The sequence below is a fragment of the Paenibacillus sp. TAF43_2 genome, from assembly GCF_052113545.1.
Classification (GTDB): Bacteria; Bacillota; Bacilli; order Paenibacillales; family Paenibacillaceae; genus Pristimantibacillus.
Genome location: NZ_JBFRDK010000074.1, coordinates 12970 through 28964 on the forward strand (window position 1 = coordinate 12970; position 15995 = coordinate 28964).

Genomic DNA, 15995 nt, shown 5'->3' on the forward strand with positions numbered 1-15995 from the left:
CATGACAGGACAACGCATCGGAATTATTGACATAGGCTCCAACTCCGTCCGTCTCGTCGTTTACGAGAAGACAGCAAATGGTGCTCATCGTGTGGCGGATAGCAGTAAACGGCCTGCCAGACTAAGCGAACGTATTGATGAAAACGGATGTCTGCCAGGTGCAGCGATCGATGATCTGATCGACACACTGAATCATTTTACCATGATTTGCACACATAATCATACAAGCCATATTCGAGCAGTCGCAACGGCTGCTATTCGAAATGCAAATAATCGTTCAGAAATCCTTGCTCGTATTCATTCGGCCACAGGCTTAACCATCGAATTGCTCACCGGTGAGGATGAAGCCTCGTACGGCTTTCTCGGCATGATTAACTCACTAAATATTCGTGACGGCCTTCTCATTGATATCGGCGGTGGAAGCACCGAGCTTTCATTATTTCGCAACCGCGTTCTCGTTCATTCTGTATCCTTTCCGTTTGGTTGCGTAAGCTTCAACAAACGTTTCGGCACAAAAGGCACGCTCCAAGATGAAGACCTGAAGGCGCTTGAAGCCATCGTTGCAGAAGCGGCTCGAAACGAGACCTGGATTGGAGAAACAGCAGGTCTGCCGCTCGTCGGTGTCGGAGGCACGGTGCGTGCATTAGGAAAAATGCATCAAGCCGCATACAAATACCCTTTTCCGCAAACACATAATTATCCGATTACGAGCGAGCACGTTGATGAGCTCTTTCATCAAATGCGCAAGCTTCCGCTTGATAAAAGACGTAAACTTCCGGGCTTGTCCAAGGATCGTGCTGATGTAGTTGTACCCGGTGTCGCGATTTTACGCGTATTATTCCGTGCAACCAAAGCAACTTATTACCGAATTTGCGGTGCTGGACTGCGCGATGGCTTGTTCCATGCAACCAGATTCCCAAATCGTCCAAAACTAGATGATGTGCTCAAATATAGCCTAACAAATTTAAGTGCCCTGCATCCAGAAGCTCCAAAGCAGCATGTGCTGCAGGTCAACCGAATCTCTCTAGAGATTTATGATGTCCTGAACTATGTTCATCCATTGACACCTCAATCGAGAGTGCTGCTGGACACAGCGTCACAGTTGTTCCGAATCGGTGCATCCATTGATTATTACGAATATGCAAGGCATTCCTTCTATCTTATTGTTAATTCCCAGTTGAATGGGCTAACGCATCGCGAAATGATTATGACAGCAGCTATCGCATCTTACAAAAGCAAAGGCCGGGCTCGTCAGCACATTTCCGAATATAAGGAACTGCTTAACGAATCCGACCTTGAAGTCATTTATAAGCTTGGCTCATTGCTTCAGCTGTCGACTGCGCTTGATCGCGGGGAAACACAAGCCATTGCTCAGCYAAATGTCCAATTATCCGGCATTCAGCTGCTGCTTCGCCCGATTCAGCCGCGAGGAACGCTTGCAGTTGAGCGCCGAGAAGTGGAAGAGCTCGCCAGCGAATTCAAGAAACTTTGGGGATTCACGCCGAGCCTCGACTTTTCGTCTACGCACGTCCCTTCCAAGACGCTATAACCTTTGCCTCGAATTGACTGCGGAACGGCTCTTTATCAGCACTAGTAAGATGCTCATAAGTACCGTTCGGCTGCAATTCACGGGCTTTTACATTATCATCGATATTAAGCTGAAGCATCTTGATCAATATTTGTCTCAAATTCGGATCAAATACGGGACACATAAGCTCAATCCTTCTTGTAAGATTACGAGTCATCCAATCCGCGCTCGACAAATATACCTCTTCTTCCCCGCCATTATGGAAGTACATAATCCGTGCATGCTCCAGAAAACGGTCGACGATACTAATTACCTGAATATTTTCACTGCGCCCAGGAACACCCGGCCGCAAGCAGCAAACGCCGCGAACGATTAATACAATTTTCACTCCCGCTTGAGAGGCTTCATAAAGCTTATCAATCATCTCTTGATTCGATAAAGAATTCATTTTGGCAATAATGCGAGCTGGCTTCCCGGCTGCTGCATTCAATCTTTCCCTATCGATTAACCGATATAGCTTTTCCTTCAAATCAGAAGGCGCAACGCCAAAAGCTTTCCACTCATAAGGTGATGAATAACCCGTAACCTCGTTGAACAAAGCCGAAGCATCGCCGCCGATTATTGGATGTGACGTAAAAAGTCCAATATCCGTATATAATGTTGCCGTACTGTCATTGTAATTCCCTGTCCCTACATGAACGTAGCGGCGCAGCGTGCCATGCTCTCGTCTAACAACTAACAAGATTTTCGCATGTGTCTTCAGACCAACTAGACCGTAAACGACATGGCAACCAGCCTTCTCCAGCTGGCGCGCCCAAGCGATGTTCCTTTCCTCGTCAAACCTCGCCTTTAGCTCTACAACGACCGTTACCTGCTTACCAGCCTCGCCTGCCTTAGCAAGCGCTTGAACGAGCGCAGACTGGCCGCTCACGCGGTATAACGTCATTTTTATCGCTAGCACGTCGGGATCATAAGCAGCCTGCATGACAAAGTCATTAACTGCATCAAATGATTCATAAGGATGATACATCAAAACATCGCGCTGGCGGATGACCTCAAACATATCGTCAGTGTGGTCAAATTCTCTTGGATAAATTGGCTCAAGCTTCTCATACCGCAAATTATCATTGCCCGGTACCGCTCCTGCAAACTTCATCAAAAAGCTTAAATCAAGCGGTCCATCTATTTCGAATAAATTATCTTCGATTTCGAGCTCTTCGGTAAGCATTTCGAGCGCATAAGGGTGCATCCCCTTGGAAACCTCCAGCCTTACAGGAATTCCCCAGCGGCGGCGGCGCAGCTCTTTCTCGATCTCCTCAAGCAGATCCTCGGCATCCTCTTCATTCAATGTAATATCCGCATCCCTTGTTAAGCGGAACGGGTTTACTGCGAATGGAATATAGCCGTTGAATAACGTATCGATGAACTTTTCAATTAAATCCTCAAGAAGCACAAACTCCGTTTTCTTGCTGTTAATTCGACCTGGGACAGGTACAAATCTCGGTAATATAGAAGGTACTTGGACAATCGCAAATAACGGCTCCTCTTCAGACGGATCACTCTCTTGTCTAAGAAGTACTGCTAAATACAGCTCTTTCGTATGAACAAGCGGGAACGGTCTGCTCTGATCGACAGCCATTGGTGTAAGTACTGGAAATACAATTTCATGAAAATAATCCGAGACTGCTTTCGTTTGCGTTATATTAAGCTCATCCAGCGAACGAATAAAAATGCCCTCACGACTGAGGCTTCGGAACACTTCTCTGTATGTACGATATTGATCATGGACCATTTGGGTTGCTCGCTTAATCAGCCGCTTCCAAAGTCCAGAGGGCGTATAGCCCGTAAAATCAGTTTTGGATAAGCCGGCTCTCATCTGCATCTGGATGCCAGCAACTCGCACGCTCATAAATTCATCCAAATTACTTGAGACAATTGCCAAAAACTTTGCTCTCTCAAGCAGCGGATTGCTGAGATCCTGCGCCTCTTGAAGAACTCTTCGGTTGAATTCGATCCAACTTAAGTCACGATTTACATAGTTGGACAAAAGCTTGGTCATTTCTCACGCCTCCTGAGTAATTTTGCGAAATAAACCTGCTTTTCTAACATACGCTTCTTGCCTCATATCAAGAATGCTAATATAACGACAAGAAACGACTTATATCTATCTCATTATGAAGCATGACTATTATTGCCATGTTAACCTTTTGTAAATGTCACGTAAATATTAGAATCTTCCGATCTTAAAATTGCCGTTTCGTATTCTTTTCTCTAATTCACGCAGCATGATTAGTCTATAAAAGGTTCTTGTAAATGGAATAAGCAGCGTAATGCCTATGATGTCAGACAGAAACCCTGGCAGCAGCAGCAAAATGCCCCCTGCTAGCACACATAATCCATCTAAAAGCGACTGGCCGGGAATTTGTCCAGCTTGCATTTGACGCTGAGCCTCGCCCCATACTTTTCGCCCTTCCATTCGGGCCAAATAAGCGCCTGCCAAACCCATGAGGATCAGTATAAAAAAAGTGTTCCAGCCCCCGATCCAGCCGCTAACTTGAAAGATTCCCCAAAGCTCAACTAATGGAACAACAATTAAAACTGCCAACAGCCATTTATACATGATTGGACCTCCTAAAAGTTTGCGTAGCAAACTTACTTCGTAAGCATAAGCTTGGTTTGCTAAGCTGCAAAATATCATCGCAATTTGCAAGACAAACTTACTTCGTACGCAGCAATTCATACAATTCAGGCATGACTTTGTTTAAGCGCGCTGGTTGCCAAGACTCGTTGACCCATACATGCTTGGTTCCACCCTCAACAAGCAGCTCACCAGGCAGTGATTCGCTTTCTGATACTTCTGACGCATGGAAATCATCCATTGATACCTTTCTAACCTGTGATTCAAAGGATACGCGCAGAGGGCTGCAATCAGCAATTCGAGTACAAACGACTACAGTATCGTCATAGCGAGCGGGTTGCACATAGCGGCATTGCAAATCTATAACCGGCAGCAGCAATCCTTGCTCTTCAATCGTTTTATAGTCATAACCAGCATTTCTTATCCATTCAGTACGTCCAATTTCGAACCAAGTTACATAATTCCCGTGAAAAACGACACCCATTTGATCGGTTTCCTGATAACGAACGCGCAGCGGGTGCAGAACCCAAGTGGAAGCTGACAGCATAAATGTCCCCCCATTTTTTATCAAAACGAACATGCTTTGACGAAATGATTAGCAAAAAGCGACGGTGAGATCACCATCGCTTTTTGTTTTTGTACTATATTGTTGTCAAAACAAAGGCACTGTTATATTACAGTACTTTTGATTGGCCGTGATAGATAACGCCTGTTTCGCCATAGATGGTAACTTCCATGCCATCTTGCAGCAATTCAGTTGCATTTTGGATGCCAAGAATAACTGGGATTCCAAGATTCAGGCCAACTACAGCGGCGTGGCTAGTAATTCCGCCTTGCTCTGTAATAACTGCACCAGCTTTTTCAAATGCAGGCATATATTCTTTATCTGTGGAGATCGTTACCAAGATTGAACCTTGAGTTGTTTTTGCAATAGCTTCCTCAGGTGTACGAGCTACTACAATTTTACCGATAGCTGTTTGGCTGCCGATACCTTGTCCTTGTGCCAAAAGCTCACCAATGTGGTGAATTTTGATAAGGTTTGTAGTGCCAGCGCGGCCAACTGGAACGCCAGCTGTAATAACAACTGTATCTCCCAAGCTTAGGAATCCAGTGCTCATTCCGCCTTTTACAGCATTTTCGAACATTTCATCCGTTGTATCCGCATCTGGACCAAGCACTGCAAATACGCCCCAAATGAGAGATAGACGACGCAATACCTTCTCATCAGTCGTTACAGCAATGATTGGAGCTTTAGGCTTGTACTTCGATACCATGCGAGCTGTAAAGCCGCTTTGCGTCGATGTGATGATCGCTTTTGCACCAAGGTCAAGAGCCGAGTTAGCAACAGCTTGGCTGATTGCTTCTGTAACGGATACTTGTTGTGCATTAGCTTGTTTTGTGAAAATTTCACGGTATTCCAAAGCGGCTTCCGCACGCTCAGCAATACGAGCCATTGTTTGTACGGATTCAGTTGGATATCTTCCCGCAGCTGTTTCGCCGGAAAGCATGATCGCATCTGTACCGTCAAAAATCGCATTTGCAACGTCACTCGCTTCTGCGCGAGTTGGACGCGGGTTGCGCTGCATGGAATCAAGCATTTGTGTTGCTGTAATGACAGGTTTACCTACACGGTTACCTTTTTTGATCATATTTTTTTGAACGAGCGGCACTTCTTCAGCTGGAATTTCAACGCCGAGGTCGCCACGCGCTACCATAAGACCGTCAGAAACCTCAAGAATTTCATCAAGGTTGTCTACGCCTTCTTGGTTCTCAATTTTGGAGATGATTTGAATGTGACCTGCATTATGACGCTCAAGCAATTCACGAATTTCAAGCACGTCGCTCGCTTTACGAACAAAAGATGCTGCGATGAAGTCTACGCCTTGCTCGATACCAAATACGATATCGTTAGCATCCTTTTCCGTAATACCAGGCAATGAAATTTTCACGCCAGGAACGTTAACGCCTTTTTTGCTTTTAATTGGACCGCTGTTTACGATACGGCAAACGATCTCAGTGCCTTTAACCTCTTCAACTGTCAATCCGATCAAGCCATCATCAATGAGGATAGTTGAACCAATTGTTACATCGTTTGGAAGGTTGTTGTAAGTAATAGGAACACGGTTGCGGTCACCCAAAATTTCTTCTGTAGTAAGCGTAACGATTTCACCTTGATTAAGCTCAATAGGCTCTTCTTTAAGCTTGCCAAGACGAATTTCAGGACCTTTCGTATCAAGCAAAACCGCTACCGAAGTACCAAGTTCTGCATTTGCAATGCGGATGTTTTTAATACGGTTGCCGTGCTCTTCAAAATCTCCGTGTGAGAAGTTAAGACGGGCAACGTTCATGCCTGCATTGATTAGCTTTTTTGTGTTTTCCRGTGATTCGCTGGATGGACCGATAGTACAAACAATTTTCGTTTTACGCATGTTAAGTTTCCTCCGTATACTGCCTGATATTCTTTACTATACTGACATGACAACCCACTGCTTGTACAGTGAAATAATCATTTTTACATATTATTCACTATTGAACGGTCGGAGTTGCTTCCGGCGCCTGTTCCTGAGATACATTCACCGCGTCCGCTTTTAGACCGATATTTGTATCAGCAACTGCTCCGTCTGCCACATCTCCGGGCTCTTCAACGATCTTGAATTGACCCACTTTACGGAATTTATTATACCGATCTTCGATAAGCTGCTCAGCACTCATTTTCATAAGTTCTTGTAAATGCTGCCACAGCTTTTCCTTAATTTGCTCCGCTTGAAATGCCAAGTCCTTATGTGCACCGCCCTGCGGCTCTGGAACTATATCCTCAATTACACCAAACTCTAACAAGTCTTTGGCTGTAATCTTCATGGCTTCAGCTGCTTGATCTGCCCTGGAAGCATCTTTCCATAAGATGGATGCCGCTCCATTTGGCGAGATTGCACTATAAATCGCATTTTCCAACATTAACACACGGTTTCCGACGCCTAAAGCGAGTGCTCCCCCGCTGCCGCCTTCACCAATAACGATACAAATAATAGGCACGCCGAAGCCGGCCATTTCCCGCAGGTTGCGCGCAATCGCTTCCGATTGACCTCGCTCCTCGGCGGTTTTGCCCGGATAAGCACCCTTCGTATCAATAAACGTGATGATTGGCCGCTTGAATTTGTTCGCTTGCTCCATGAGACGAAGCGCCTTGCGGAAGCCCTCAGGATGAGGACTGCCGAAGAAACGAGCAATATTCTCACGAGTGTCCTTGCCGCGCTGGTGTCCAATAACAGTAACTGGAACACCGTTTATCTTAGCAAGGCCACCAACGATGGCAAGATCATCTGCAAACAGACGATCTCCATGAAGCTCCATATAATCGGTAAATACCGTTTGAATGAAGTCTAACGATGTCGGACGCTGATGATGACGCGCCATATGCATCTTTTGAGCCGGAGTCAGCTCACTATACAATTCTTCTTCCAGCTGCTTGCACTTAAGCTCAAGACCTCGAATTTCTTCCGTGAAGTCGATACCCTTCTCCACGCTTAAGGTCTTAAGCTCAGTTACCTTCTGCCGCAAGTCGTACAACGGTTTTTCAAAAGGCAGCTCACCCGCCATAGGATGTTTCCTCCCTTACGCAATGCATATCAAGCAGCTTTGCTAACGTAGGTTTCATATCTTTGCGGTGTACGACTTTATCCAATTGGCCATGCTGCAAGTTAAACTCAGCCGTCTGGAAGTCGTCAGGCAGCTTCTGGCGAATCGTTTGTTCGATAACAATTCGTCCGGCAAAACCGATCAACGCGCCAGGCTCGGYCAAATTGTAATCGCCCAAGCTCGCAAAGCTTGCCGAAACCCCGCCCGTAGTAGGATCGGTAAAAATCGAAATAAACAAACCCCCGGCACCTTGAAACTTTGAAAGTGCCGCGCTCGTTTTGGCCATTTGCATTAAGCTAAGAATACTTTCCTGCATCCGGGCGCCGCCCGATGTTGAGAAAATAAGAAGCGGCAGTTTCTTCTCATGAGCCGCTTCGATCGCTCTTGTAATTTTCTCTCCAACTACGGATCCCATACTGCCAGTGAAAAAATCAAAGCTCATGACTGCTACGACGACAGGAAAACCACCAATCGTACCTTCTCCTGTTACGACAGCTTCGCGAAGACTCGACTTGCTCTTCTGCTGCTCTAGCTTGCTCGCGTAACCTGGGAAGTTTAGAGGATCGATGGATTCCATATTGGCATCGTATTCTACCAGATGCCCATCATCAAGCGTTAATGCAATACGCTCCAACGCGCTTAGACGGTAATGATAACCGCAGGATGAGCATACCTTCAAATTCTTTTCCAACTCTTTGCTATACTGAATCGTGCCGCATTTGGAGCACTTATTCATCAAGCCCTCAGGAACTTCACGCTTGCGTGGTTCCGAAGGTATCGTTGCATATTTTTTCTTAGTAAATAAATCTTTTATTTGCACGTGTGACACCTCTCAAGGCGCAATAGTATAGAGCAGTCCATCATAATGGCCGCATAATGGAGTTGAATACTTCTTGAACTTCCTCCAACTCGCCTGACGGAACTAGTATCTCGTATTGCTGTTTGGACAGATTGACGGAGCGGATTTTCACCAGAAACCCTTCATCCGTTAGCCGCTTCTTGATGTTATCTGCAATTTTTGCTGTTGGTGCGATATAAATGACCGTCCACATCATGGTACCTCCTGAAAACTTTGCTTCCACAAAGCTCACTTACTAAGCACAGCTATCCCGGTAACAGGCCATATGATCTCACAATGATACCATAGTTAAGGCGAATCCGGCAAATCATATTGGATCGCTTTCGGGTCCTGATGTGCAATTCGAGCAGACGCGGCAGCGGCTAATCCAGCAACCAGGTCATCTAAAAAAACATGAATTCGTTCACCTTTTATATTTAGTTGACGAATAATACCGGGTTTTACTTTATCTAAATATCCGAAGCTCGTCAATCCAATCATGCCGTAAACATTCGTAATGCCGAGCGCAAGCGTCTCATCCACACCGTAAAGCGACTCATCATTTTCCATAATCGATTGCAATGGCTCTGGCAATAACTTCCGCTCAGCTAACTCATCAAGGGCCATACCCGTATACATGACATATTGAACCTCTCGTTTGCCAAGCACCGCCCTTACGCTTTCCTCACACTCTTCCATCGTCAAATCACCGTTATAAGGGCGCTGCAGCGTATAAACGATTTCTGTTACATCATCGATGGATACCCCTCGTTTTAAGAGCCATTTCTCGATTCCTGTCATAGGACTCATCCCTCCCGTAACTGCTTGTACGTTTATCTTGGAAACATAGGCGTGAGCAGATGACATTGTCCTCAGGCGGCGCTCGCACTCTCAGAGCCCCATAGCCATCTTCACATGTATCTCTAAACATATGCACAGATAGGCTCTGATGTGCATACGAAATGCCGTTGCTTGCAAGATAAAGCAGGAGGGGAGAAATCCTATTGCATCAATACCAAATATTCATGGCAAAAGAATAATTTTCACTTCTTTTTTTTTGCATAATCTCACTATCGAAATAATTACAAACCAAGGTTTGCTCAGCTCAAACCTTTCTCGCCATTGCATATTTTCAAGCTTAAAATTAGCATCTAATTTCTGATTTACCAGAAGCGAGAAATAGATTGCAGAAGGTCTCGCATCAGCTTGTTTATGTCGTTGTCATTTGACGATGATCGAGCCTTCACCCAAGAGCTGCTCAACGGCTGCGATAAGCTCAGCAGATGGTTTAACGCGATAACTATCGCTGAGAGCAATCGATTTTTGTCCTTGTACATAAAATAACACGGTAGCGAGCTGTCCGGAATGACCAGCCAAAACACTTTTCAGCTGTTCAAGGACAGCAGGCTGTTCATTTTCCGCTACAATTTTTATATATACGCGCTGCGGCTTGCGCTCATCGGATGCAGGTGTATTGCGGTTATTTCCGGACTGAGGGCTGGTTTTAACGCTACTATTATCAGCAGCCTTAGTCTGGAAAGCTGGCCGATTGCTAGGTGACGTCGTTCGGTTAGCTTGGCCTTGCGTTTTCTGAGTACTGCCCGCAGAAGTATAGCTGCTCCCGCCCGTTCTTGCCGCGCGAGCCTTCGCCTGCTTCTGCAGCCGTCCTACGTGATCCGCAAGCTCCATCTCCGGATGTTCAATCGGTACACAATCCTCAACGATGAGCTTATAATCATCATCCTGCTGCTGAACCGTTGCTTGTATAATGGCTAAGCCGCCCTTTTTGAGCTTGCTTTCGATTCGCTTCCAGATCGTCGGAAATACGACAGCTTCCACACGCATTATGCGATCTTCAAGCTCGAGAAAACCCATGGACAGACCTTTCTTATTCGTGAAAGGCTTGATGGATACGACCATAATTCCGACAATAGCAATCGCCCCGTCCTTTGCATCAGACAGCTCAACCAACCGATCAAGGCCTAACGCCGACAGCTGCTGCTCGGCAGCATCCAGCGGATGGCCGGATAAATAAAGCCCCAGCAGGTCCCTTTCAAAATCAAGCTGTTGCCCTGTCGTGTACGGACGGATATCGGGCAGCTCGACATCCCAGTTCTGCACCTCGTCTAAACCAAACATTTCAATTTGCAGCTCTTCACGGTCTTTGCGCCATTTGATTGCTGTCTCTACCGTCTCCTCCAAAGCAGCTAGTAGCTGAGCACGGTGTCCTGGCAACGAATCAAGAGCTCCCGCCTGAATGAGCGACTCCAGCACCCGCTTGTTCACAACCCGCAGGTCTACACGTTGGCAAAGATCCAGAAGACTATCGAAGAGCCGATCCTTTCGCTCTTTTAAGATCGCTTCAATGGCTTGTGTCCCGACATTTTTAATAGCTGCCAGCCCGAATCGAACCGCTTTCTCAACAGGTGTAAACGATACGCTGCTTTCATTAACGTCAGGCGGCAGCACAGCAATGCCCATTCGCCTGCATTCATCCACATATTCAGCGGTCTTCCGCTGATTTCCTGTAACTGAAGCGAGCATCGATGCCATAAACGGCACAGGATAGTTAGCTTTAAGCCATGCTGTCTGAAAGGCGAGTACTCCATATGCTGCTGCATGCGCCCGAGGGAACCCGTAATCGGCAAATCGAACGATCATGTCGTAGACATGATTGGCATCCGTTTCTGAATACCCTTGTGAAAGACTTCCTTTCACAAAGTGTGCCCGCTCTTCGTCGAGCACCTCGCGCTTCTTCTTGGATACTGCTCGGCGCAGCAAATCCGCTTCACCAAGAGAGAAGCCAGCCATCAAGGAGGCAATTTGCATGATCTGCTCTTGATAAACAATAATGCCATACGTGTCAGAGAGAATAGGCTCTAGCGACGGATGCGGATACTCAACCGTTACGAGCCCGTGTTTGCCTTGAATGTATTTAGGAATAAACTCCATCGGGCCGGGACGGTAGAGTGCAAGAACGGAGACGATATCCTCGAATTCCGTTGGCTTCATTTCCTTCAGCACTCGCCGCACACCGGCAGACTCGAGTTGAAAAATTCCGGTCGTGTCGCCGCGGCTCAGCATGGCATACGTTGCCGGATCACTATCGCTAATGGTGTGGAAATCGATCACTCTGCCGTGCTGCTCCTTAACCGCGTGCAGTGCACGCTCTAGAATGGAGAGTGTACGCAGACCGAGAAAATCCATTTTCAGAAGTCCAATCGCTTCTAAATGCTCCATTGAATATTGGGTGAGCGGTATTCTCTCGCTTCCTGTCTGTATCGGCGTATAGTGTGTCAGCGGCTCCTGTGAAATCACAACGCCCGCAGCATGAGTGGAGGCATGCCTTGGCATGCCCTCAACCTTCAAGGCCATCTTCAGCATAGCCGCCGTCTTCGGCTGACGCTCGCTTGCTTCGCGAAGCTCGTTGCTCATGCGAAGCGCTTCCTCAATCGTAATGCCCAGCTGGTTTGGAATAAGCTTAGCTGCTCGATCCACCTCTTGAAACGGAACGTTCATAGCTCTGCCTACATCTCGAACTGCTGCCTTGGCAGCCATCGTTCCGAATGTAATGATTTGAGCAACATGCTCTTCGCCGTATTTGGCTGCCACATAAGCAATGACCTCGTCACGCCGTTCATCATTGAAGTCAATATCGATATCGGGCATGGAAATTCGCTCAGGATTAAGAAATCGCTCGAACAAAAGCTTATATTTCAGCGGATCAACATCCGTTATTCGAAGCGTATACGCAACAAGGCTGCCCGCGGACGAGCCTCGTCCAGGTCCCGTTCTAATGCCTGAATCATGAGCGAAGCGAATAAAATCCCAAACGATCAGAAAGTAATCGCTGAAGCCCATCTTCTCGATGACAGACAGCTCATATTCGAGCCGCTGCTCCGCCTTTTGTCTATAATCAGTATCTTGAACCCACTCTGGATTTCCGCCATATCTAGCAACTAATCCGTCGCGGCATAAAGTAATTAAGTAATCGGATGAGCTCATACCCGATGGTACCGGCCGAAAAACAGGAAGCGCTGCGCGTCCAAGCGTCAGCTCAAGCTCACATTTATCCGCGATCTCAACTGTATTCGCAATCGCTTCAGGCACATGTCTGTACAGCAGCGCCATTTCGTCCGCACTCTTCAGATACATCTGATCTGTCAGCATGCGCAATCGATCAGTATCCTCTGTCGTTTTGCCCGTACCGATGCAAATAAGAACATCCTGCATAGCAGCGTCCTCAGCCTGCAAGTAATGCACGTCATTTGTAGCGACCAGCTTAATACCTGTTTCCTCTGCAAGCTTTATCATATCAACAGCTACTTTTTTCTGATCCAGAAGACCATGATCCTGCAGCTCTAAATAAAAGTCATCTCCGAAAATATCTTTATAACGCAAAGCGCTGCTTCGCGCTTGCTCCAAGCGGTCATGCAGCAGATGCTGAGAGATCTCGCTCCCCAAACAAGAGCTTAAACAAATCAGCCCTTCAGAGTACTCACGCAGCATCTCCAAATCAACGCGGGGTTTATAGTGAAAACCTTCTAAATGTGCTATGGAGCAGAGCTTCATTAAGTTTCGATAACCCGCTTCGTTTTTGGCAAGCACAATCAAATGATAGATTGGATTTTCCTTGCGCGACCCTTTCTCAAAGCGAGAACCAGTCGTCATATATAGCTCGCACCCAATAATCGGTTTTATTCCTTGTGCACGGCATGCCCGGTAAAAAGGAATAGCTCCGTACATGACTCCATGATCGGTGAGCGCAAGTGCCTTCATGCCGAGGTCCGCAGCTTTAGCTGTCAAATCTTTAATTCTGGCGGCGCCGTCGAGCAGGCTATATTCGCTGTGGACGTGCAAATGCACGTAAGATTGTTCATTATGGCCGCTCATCGCATCGGTTCCTTTCCGCTTCGTCCAAAAATAAGATAATTCTATTTTATCATAATAGCGATGGACACGCCCATAGAATGGTAGCAGAGCATACAAGCATGCGGTGTTAATCTACAAGACTATATTTTTGGAGGGATACGGGTGAGCTATTTTTTGTCCAAAGCAGGACTTGATTTCTTTATCGCATTTGGCGTTGTGTTAGGTGGATCTACGCTTGCAGCAGTGGGATCAGTGTTTATGCTGATGCCGCCAGCCCATACAATGCTCGATACAGCCATAAAACTGAAAATATGGGCGATCGTCGCAGCAATCGGGGGGTCGATTGATCCCGTTCGAGTCATTGAAAGCAACATTATGGATGGTCAGTTATCGCCGGCAGCCCAGCAAATTTGCTTTATTATTATCGCCTTTCTGGGTGCGCATTTAGGCACAGAGCTAGTGCGGCTGATTTGCAAGGGGGCCACCTAAGCGATGCGCGTGCCGCCGTTTAGCCGTTTCACGAGAGGACTGCAAATGGTAGGAGTATTCACACTCGGGATGATCATTGGCGCAATTGTGTACAATTCGCTTTATTTGGCGCAATTTGAGGCTTTAATCACTTTGAAGAGTGAGCTGGAGGTTAAGCTGGAGCAATACGAAACGGATTTAAAACATTTAAATGAATTCAAGAATCAACATACCGTTATAAAAAGCATCCTGCCCCGTGTAGAGAAAGAAGCCGGCCAAAATACGGGAAGGCCCCATCTCGATCAAGTTACCGAGGCGTTGATTATTAAGCGGATAAAGGGGGATTTGAGCGTCTTCCTTGGGCAAAGCATTTATGAAATTGACTCTGACGCAAAATTCGCACGCAACCTCCTTGAGAAGAAGGTCTATATGGATGTGAACAGCAAGGACTATACCATTGAGGTTAAGACTATTCTTGTCGTTGATAATGTTCTGCATGTCTGGATCAAGGTACGTGATTATGCAAAGCCTCCTTCTTAAGCATACAGCTGCGATTCGTGATACAATAGAGCCTGTCTATTCACAAGATCGAAGCTGTACATACGTAACTTAAAAGGAGCTGCTTTTCCATGGATCAACTGATGCAATGGCTGCTTGTGCCGGGCATCCTAATTACACTCGTGCTTTCGGCTGTATTCAGCTTTAAATCACGCCGCTCCACGGATGCGAGAACCCGTGGCCTCTTCACAGCTAGAATGAATATTAGCATGGGAGCCATGCTGCTGTTTATCGCTCTCGTTCAGTTGTTCTTGTCCGGAGAATCTACGCTTCGCATCGTAATTGGCGCTATATTCCTTGTAATTGGCGTATTTAATGTATTTGCTGGTCTTCGCAATCTCAGCGCGTACAGCTCGACAAGAAATTAAATGTGCAATTAATACGGATCAATCATTTGGGCCGTCAGCATCGCTTTGGCGGCCAAGCCTTGTTTGTCCTTCACTTCGATTTCTAGCTTCGTAAACTTCCGACTCATCTCAAGCGCTTTAGGAATGATCGTAACCTCACTGTCAATTTGAACCGGCCTAACAAAAAAAGTCGTCATACTCTCCAGCAAATAGTCACGCTTCGCCGTTTCTCGAATCATTCTGCGAGCCGCTTGCGTCATTAGCGTAGAGAGAAGTCCTTCCGACACCATCCCAAGCGCACCTGACATTTGCGGTGTAATGATTCCCTTATAAGCAATGCCCAGCTCGTCCTGGCCAATGACATTATCATTTGCTGTAGCCATAAAGCCCGTCCACATTAAATCTTCAAATGTCTCTCCGGATTCCGGCTGCTTTCCTGCAAACCGCATCGCATCAAGCACTTCTTGCCTCGTCACAACGCCTAACAGCTTGCGATGCCTGTCAACGATAGGCAACAAGTCAATACCTTCCGCAGCCATCGTATGAGCAGCCGAAGTGACCGTTATATTTGGTGCCGCTGTAATCGGATTTTTTGTCATCACTTTATCTACCGCGCTGTCCTCAGGCGATCCCACAGCATCCTTAGCCGTCATCATGCCAACAACCTTGCCCCTTACATCGACTACCGGAAATCTGGAATAACCCGTTTCCCGCGATATCTTATGGAAGTCCAAAACCGTTTGCCCGATTCGCATCACATCAGCGGGTTTGCTGAAGGTTACGATGTCTTCGATCAGCATGATCTTCCGCTTAATAAGCCGGTCGTACATCGCACGGTTGATCATGGAGGCGACTGTAAACGTATCATGCCGCGATGAGATGATTGGGAGAACGCGCTCGTCAGCAAGCTTGATTACTTCCGCGCTCGGCTCAAAACCGCCTGTAATCAATACGCCTGCTCCCTCCTCTAGCGCGCAGCGATGCGCCCCGATACGGTTGCCGACTATTAGCAAGCTGCCCTCGTCAATGTAGCGCAGCATCGCATCCAGCTCCATTGCACCAATGACAAATTTATGCAGCGTTTTATCAAGGCCGGCTGCTCCGCCAAAC

Annotated in this window: 14 protein-coding genes; 4 read left to right on the top strand and 10 right to left on the bottom strand. The window is 46.8% G+C overall.

The features are described from left to right. Position 1: 1 nt before the first annotated feature. On the top strand, positions 2-1549 hold the full coding sequence (locus AB4Z17_RS17040; RefSeq protein ID WP_441961005.1) for a Ppx/GppA phosphatase family protein: 1548 nt from the start codon (positions 2-4) through the stop codon (positions 1547-1549). On the opposite strand, the gene ppk1 is transcribed toward AB4Z17_RS17040, so the two are convergent. The 9 genes from ppk1 to AB4Z17_RS17085 form a co-directional block, all read right to left on the bottom strand. Further along, positions 1521-3587, bottom strand: coding sequence for a polyphosphate kinase 1 (ppk1, locus tag AB4Z17_RS17045; protein WP_441909050.1), 2067 nt, complete (start codon positions 3585-3587; stop codon positions 1521-1523). The genes AB4Z17_RS17040 and ppk1 overlap by 29 nt on opposite strands. A 168-nt stretch (positions 3588-3755) precedes the next feature. Next, positions 3756-4148: an FxsA family protein gene (locus tag AB4Z17_RS17050; protein ID WP_076267795.1), complete on the bottom strand. Its 393-nt coding sequence runs from the start codon at positions 4146-4148 to the stop codon at positions 3756-3758. Positions 4149-4245: 97 nt separating this feature from the next. Continuing rightward, on the bottom strand, positions 4246-4713 hold the full coding sequence (locus tag AB4Z17_RS17055; protein ID WP_441909049.1) for an acyl-CoA thioesterase: 468 nt from the start codon (positions 4711-4713) through the stop codon (positions 4246-4248). A 127-nt stretch (positions 4714-4840) separates the two neighbouring features. After that, a complete protein-coding gene (gene pyk / locus AB4Z17_RS17060) occupies positions 4841-6595 on the bottom strand; it encodes a pyruvate kinase (protein ID WP_441961007.1) in 1755 nt (584 codons plus the stop codon). Positions 6596-6692: 97 nt separating this feature from the next. After that, on the bottom strand, positions 6693-7763 hold the full coding sequence (locus AB4Z17_RS17065) for an acetyl-CoA carboxylase carboxyltransferase subunit alpha (RefSeq protein WP_441909047.1): 1071 nt from the start codon (positions 7761-7763) through the stop codon (positions 6693-6695). Then, positions 7753-8622 carry an acetyl-CoA carboxylase, carboxyltransferase subunit beta gene (accD, locus tag AB4Z17_RS17070; protein ID WP_441961009.1) on the bottom strand — a complete coding sequence of 290 codons (870 nt, stop codon included), beginning with the start codon at positions 8620-8622 and terminating at the stop codon, positions 7753-7755. Before accD ends, AB4Z17_RS17065 begins: the two co-directional genes overlap by 11 nt. Before the next feature lie 40 nt (positions 8623-8662). Next, positions 8663-8854 carry a glutamate decarboxylase gene (locus tag AB4Z17_RS17075; RefSeq protein WP_076267800.1) on the bottom strand — a complete coding sequence of 64 codons (192 nt, stop codon included), beginning with the start codon at positions 8852-8854 and terminating at the stop codon, positions 8663-8665. 95 nt (positions 8855-8949) lie between these two features. Next, a complete protein-coding gene (locus tag AB4Z17_RS17080; protein ID WP_076267801.1) occupies positions 8950-9441 on the bottom strand; it encodes a phosphatidylglycerophosphatase A family protein in 492 nt (163 codons plus the stop codon). Positions 9442-9861: 420 nt separating this feature from the next. After that, entirely contained in the window at positions 9862-13533 is a 3672-nt protein-coding gene (locus tag AB4Z17_RS17085) for a DNA polymerase III subunit alpha (RefSeq protein ID WP_441961011.1), read from the bottom strand. Between the two features lie 141 nt (positions 13534-13674). On the opposite strand from AB4Z17_RS17085, the gene AB4Z17_RS17090 reads away from it, so the two are divergent. From AB4Z17_RS17090 to AB4Z17_RS17100, 3 genes are all read left to right on the top strand, one after another. Continuing rightward, the gene (locus AB4Z17_RS17090; protein WP_076267803.1) at positions 13675-14001 is read left to right on the top strand and encodes a YtrH family sporulation protein; all 327 of its coding nucleotides are present in this window, start codon (positions 13675-13677) and stop codon (positions 13999-14001) included. Between the two features lie 3 nt (positions 14002-14004). Next, complete coding sequence (locus AB4Z17_RS17095; protein ID WP_076267804.1) at positions 14005-14520, top strand: hypothetical protein; 516 nt, start codon at positions 14005-14007, stop codon at positions 14518-14520. An 89-nt stretch (positions 14521-14609) separates the two neighbouring features. Further along, positions 14610-14906: a YtpI family protein gene (locus tag AB4Z17_RS17100; protein ID WP_076267805.1), complete on the top strand. Its 297-nt coding sequence runs from the start codon at positions 14610-14612 to the stop codon at positions 14904-14906. Between the two features lie 8 nt (positions 14907-14914). On the opposite strand, the gene AB4Z17_RS17105 is transcribed toward AB4Z17_RS17100, so the two are convergent. Beyond that, positions 14915-15995, bottom strand: a 1081-nt coding sequence (locus AB4Z17_RS17105) for a DRTGG domain-containing protein (RefSeq protein ID WP_441961013.1), incomplete at its 5' end; no start/stop codon positions are given.

Coding starts and splice junctions, on each gene's coding strand:
- AB4Z17_RS17055 (WP_441909049.1), bottom strand. CDS start 4,713: ATGCTGTCAGCTTCCACTTGGGTTCTGCACCCGCTGCGCGTTCGTTAT.
- AB4Z17_RS17065 (WP_441909047.1), bottom strand. CDS start 7,763: ATGGCGGGTGAGCTGCCTTTTGAAAAACCGTTGTACGACTTGCGGCAG.
- AB4Z17_RS17080 (WP_076267801.1), bottom strand. CDS start 9,441: ATGACAGGAATCGAGAAATGGCTCTTAAAACGAGGGGTATCCATCGAT.
- AB4Z17_RS17075 (WP_076267800.1), bottom strand. CDS start 8,854: ATGTGGACGGTCATTTATATCGCACCAACAGCAAAAATTGCAGATAAC.
- AB4Z17_RS17095 (WP_076267804.1), top strand. CDS start 14,005: ATGCGCGTGCCGCCGTTTAGCCGTTTCACGAGAGGACTGCAAATGGTA.
- AB4Z17_RS17100 (WP_076267805.1), top strand. CDS start 14,610: ATGGATCAACTGATGCAATGGCTGCTTGTGCCGGGCATCCTAATTACA.
- ppk1 (WP_441909050.1), bottom strand. CDS start 3,587: ATGACCAAGCTTTTGTCCAACTATGTAAATCGTGACTTAAGTTGGATC.
- AB4Z17_RS17050 (WP_076267795.1), bottom strand. CDS start 4,148: ATGTATAAATGGCTGTTGGCAGTTTTAATTGTTGTTCCATTAGTTGAG.
- AB4Z17_RS17085 (WP_441961011.1), bottom strand. CDS start 13,533: ATGAGCGGCCATAATGAACAATCTTACGTGCATTTGCACGTCCACAGC.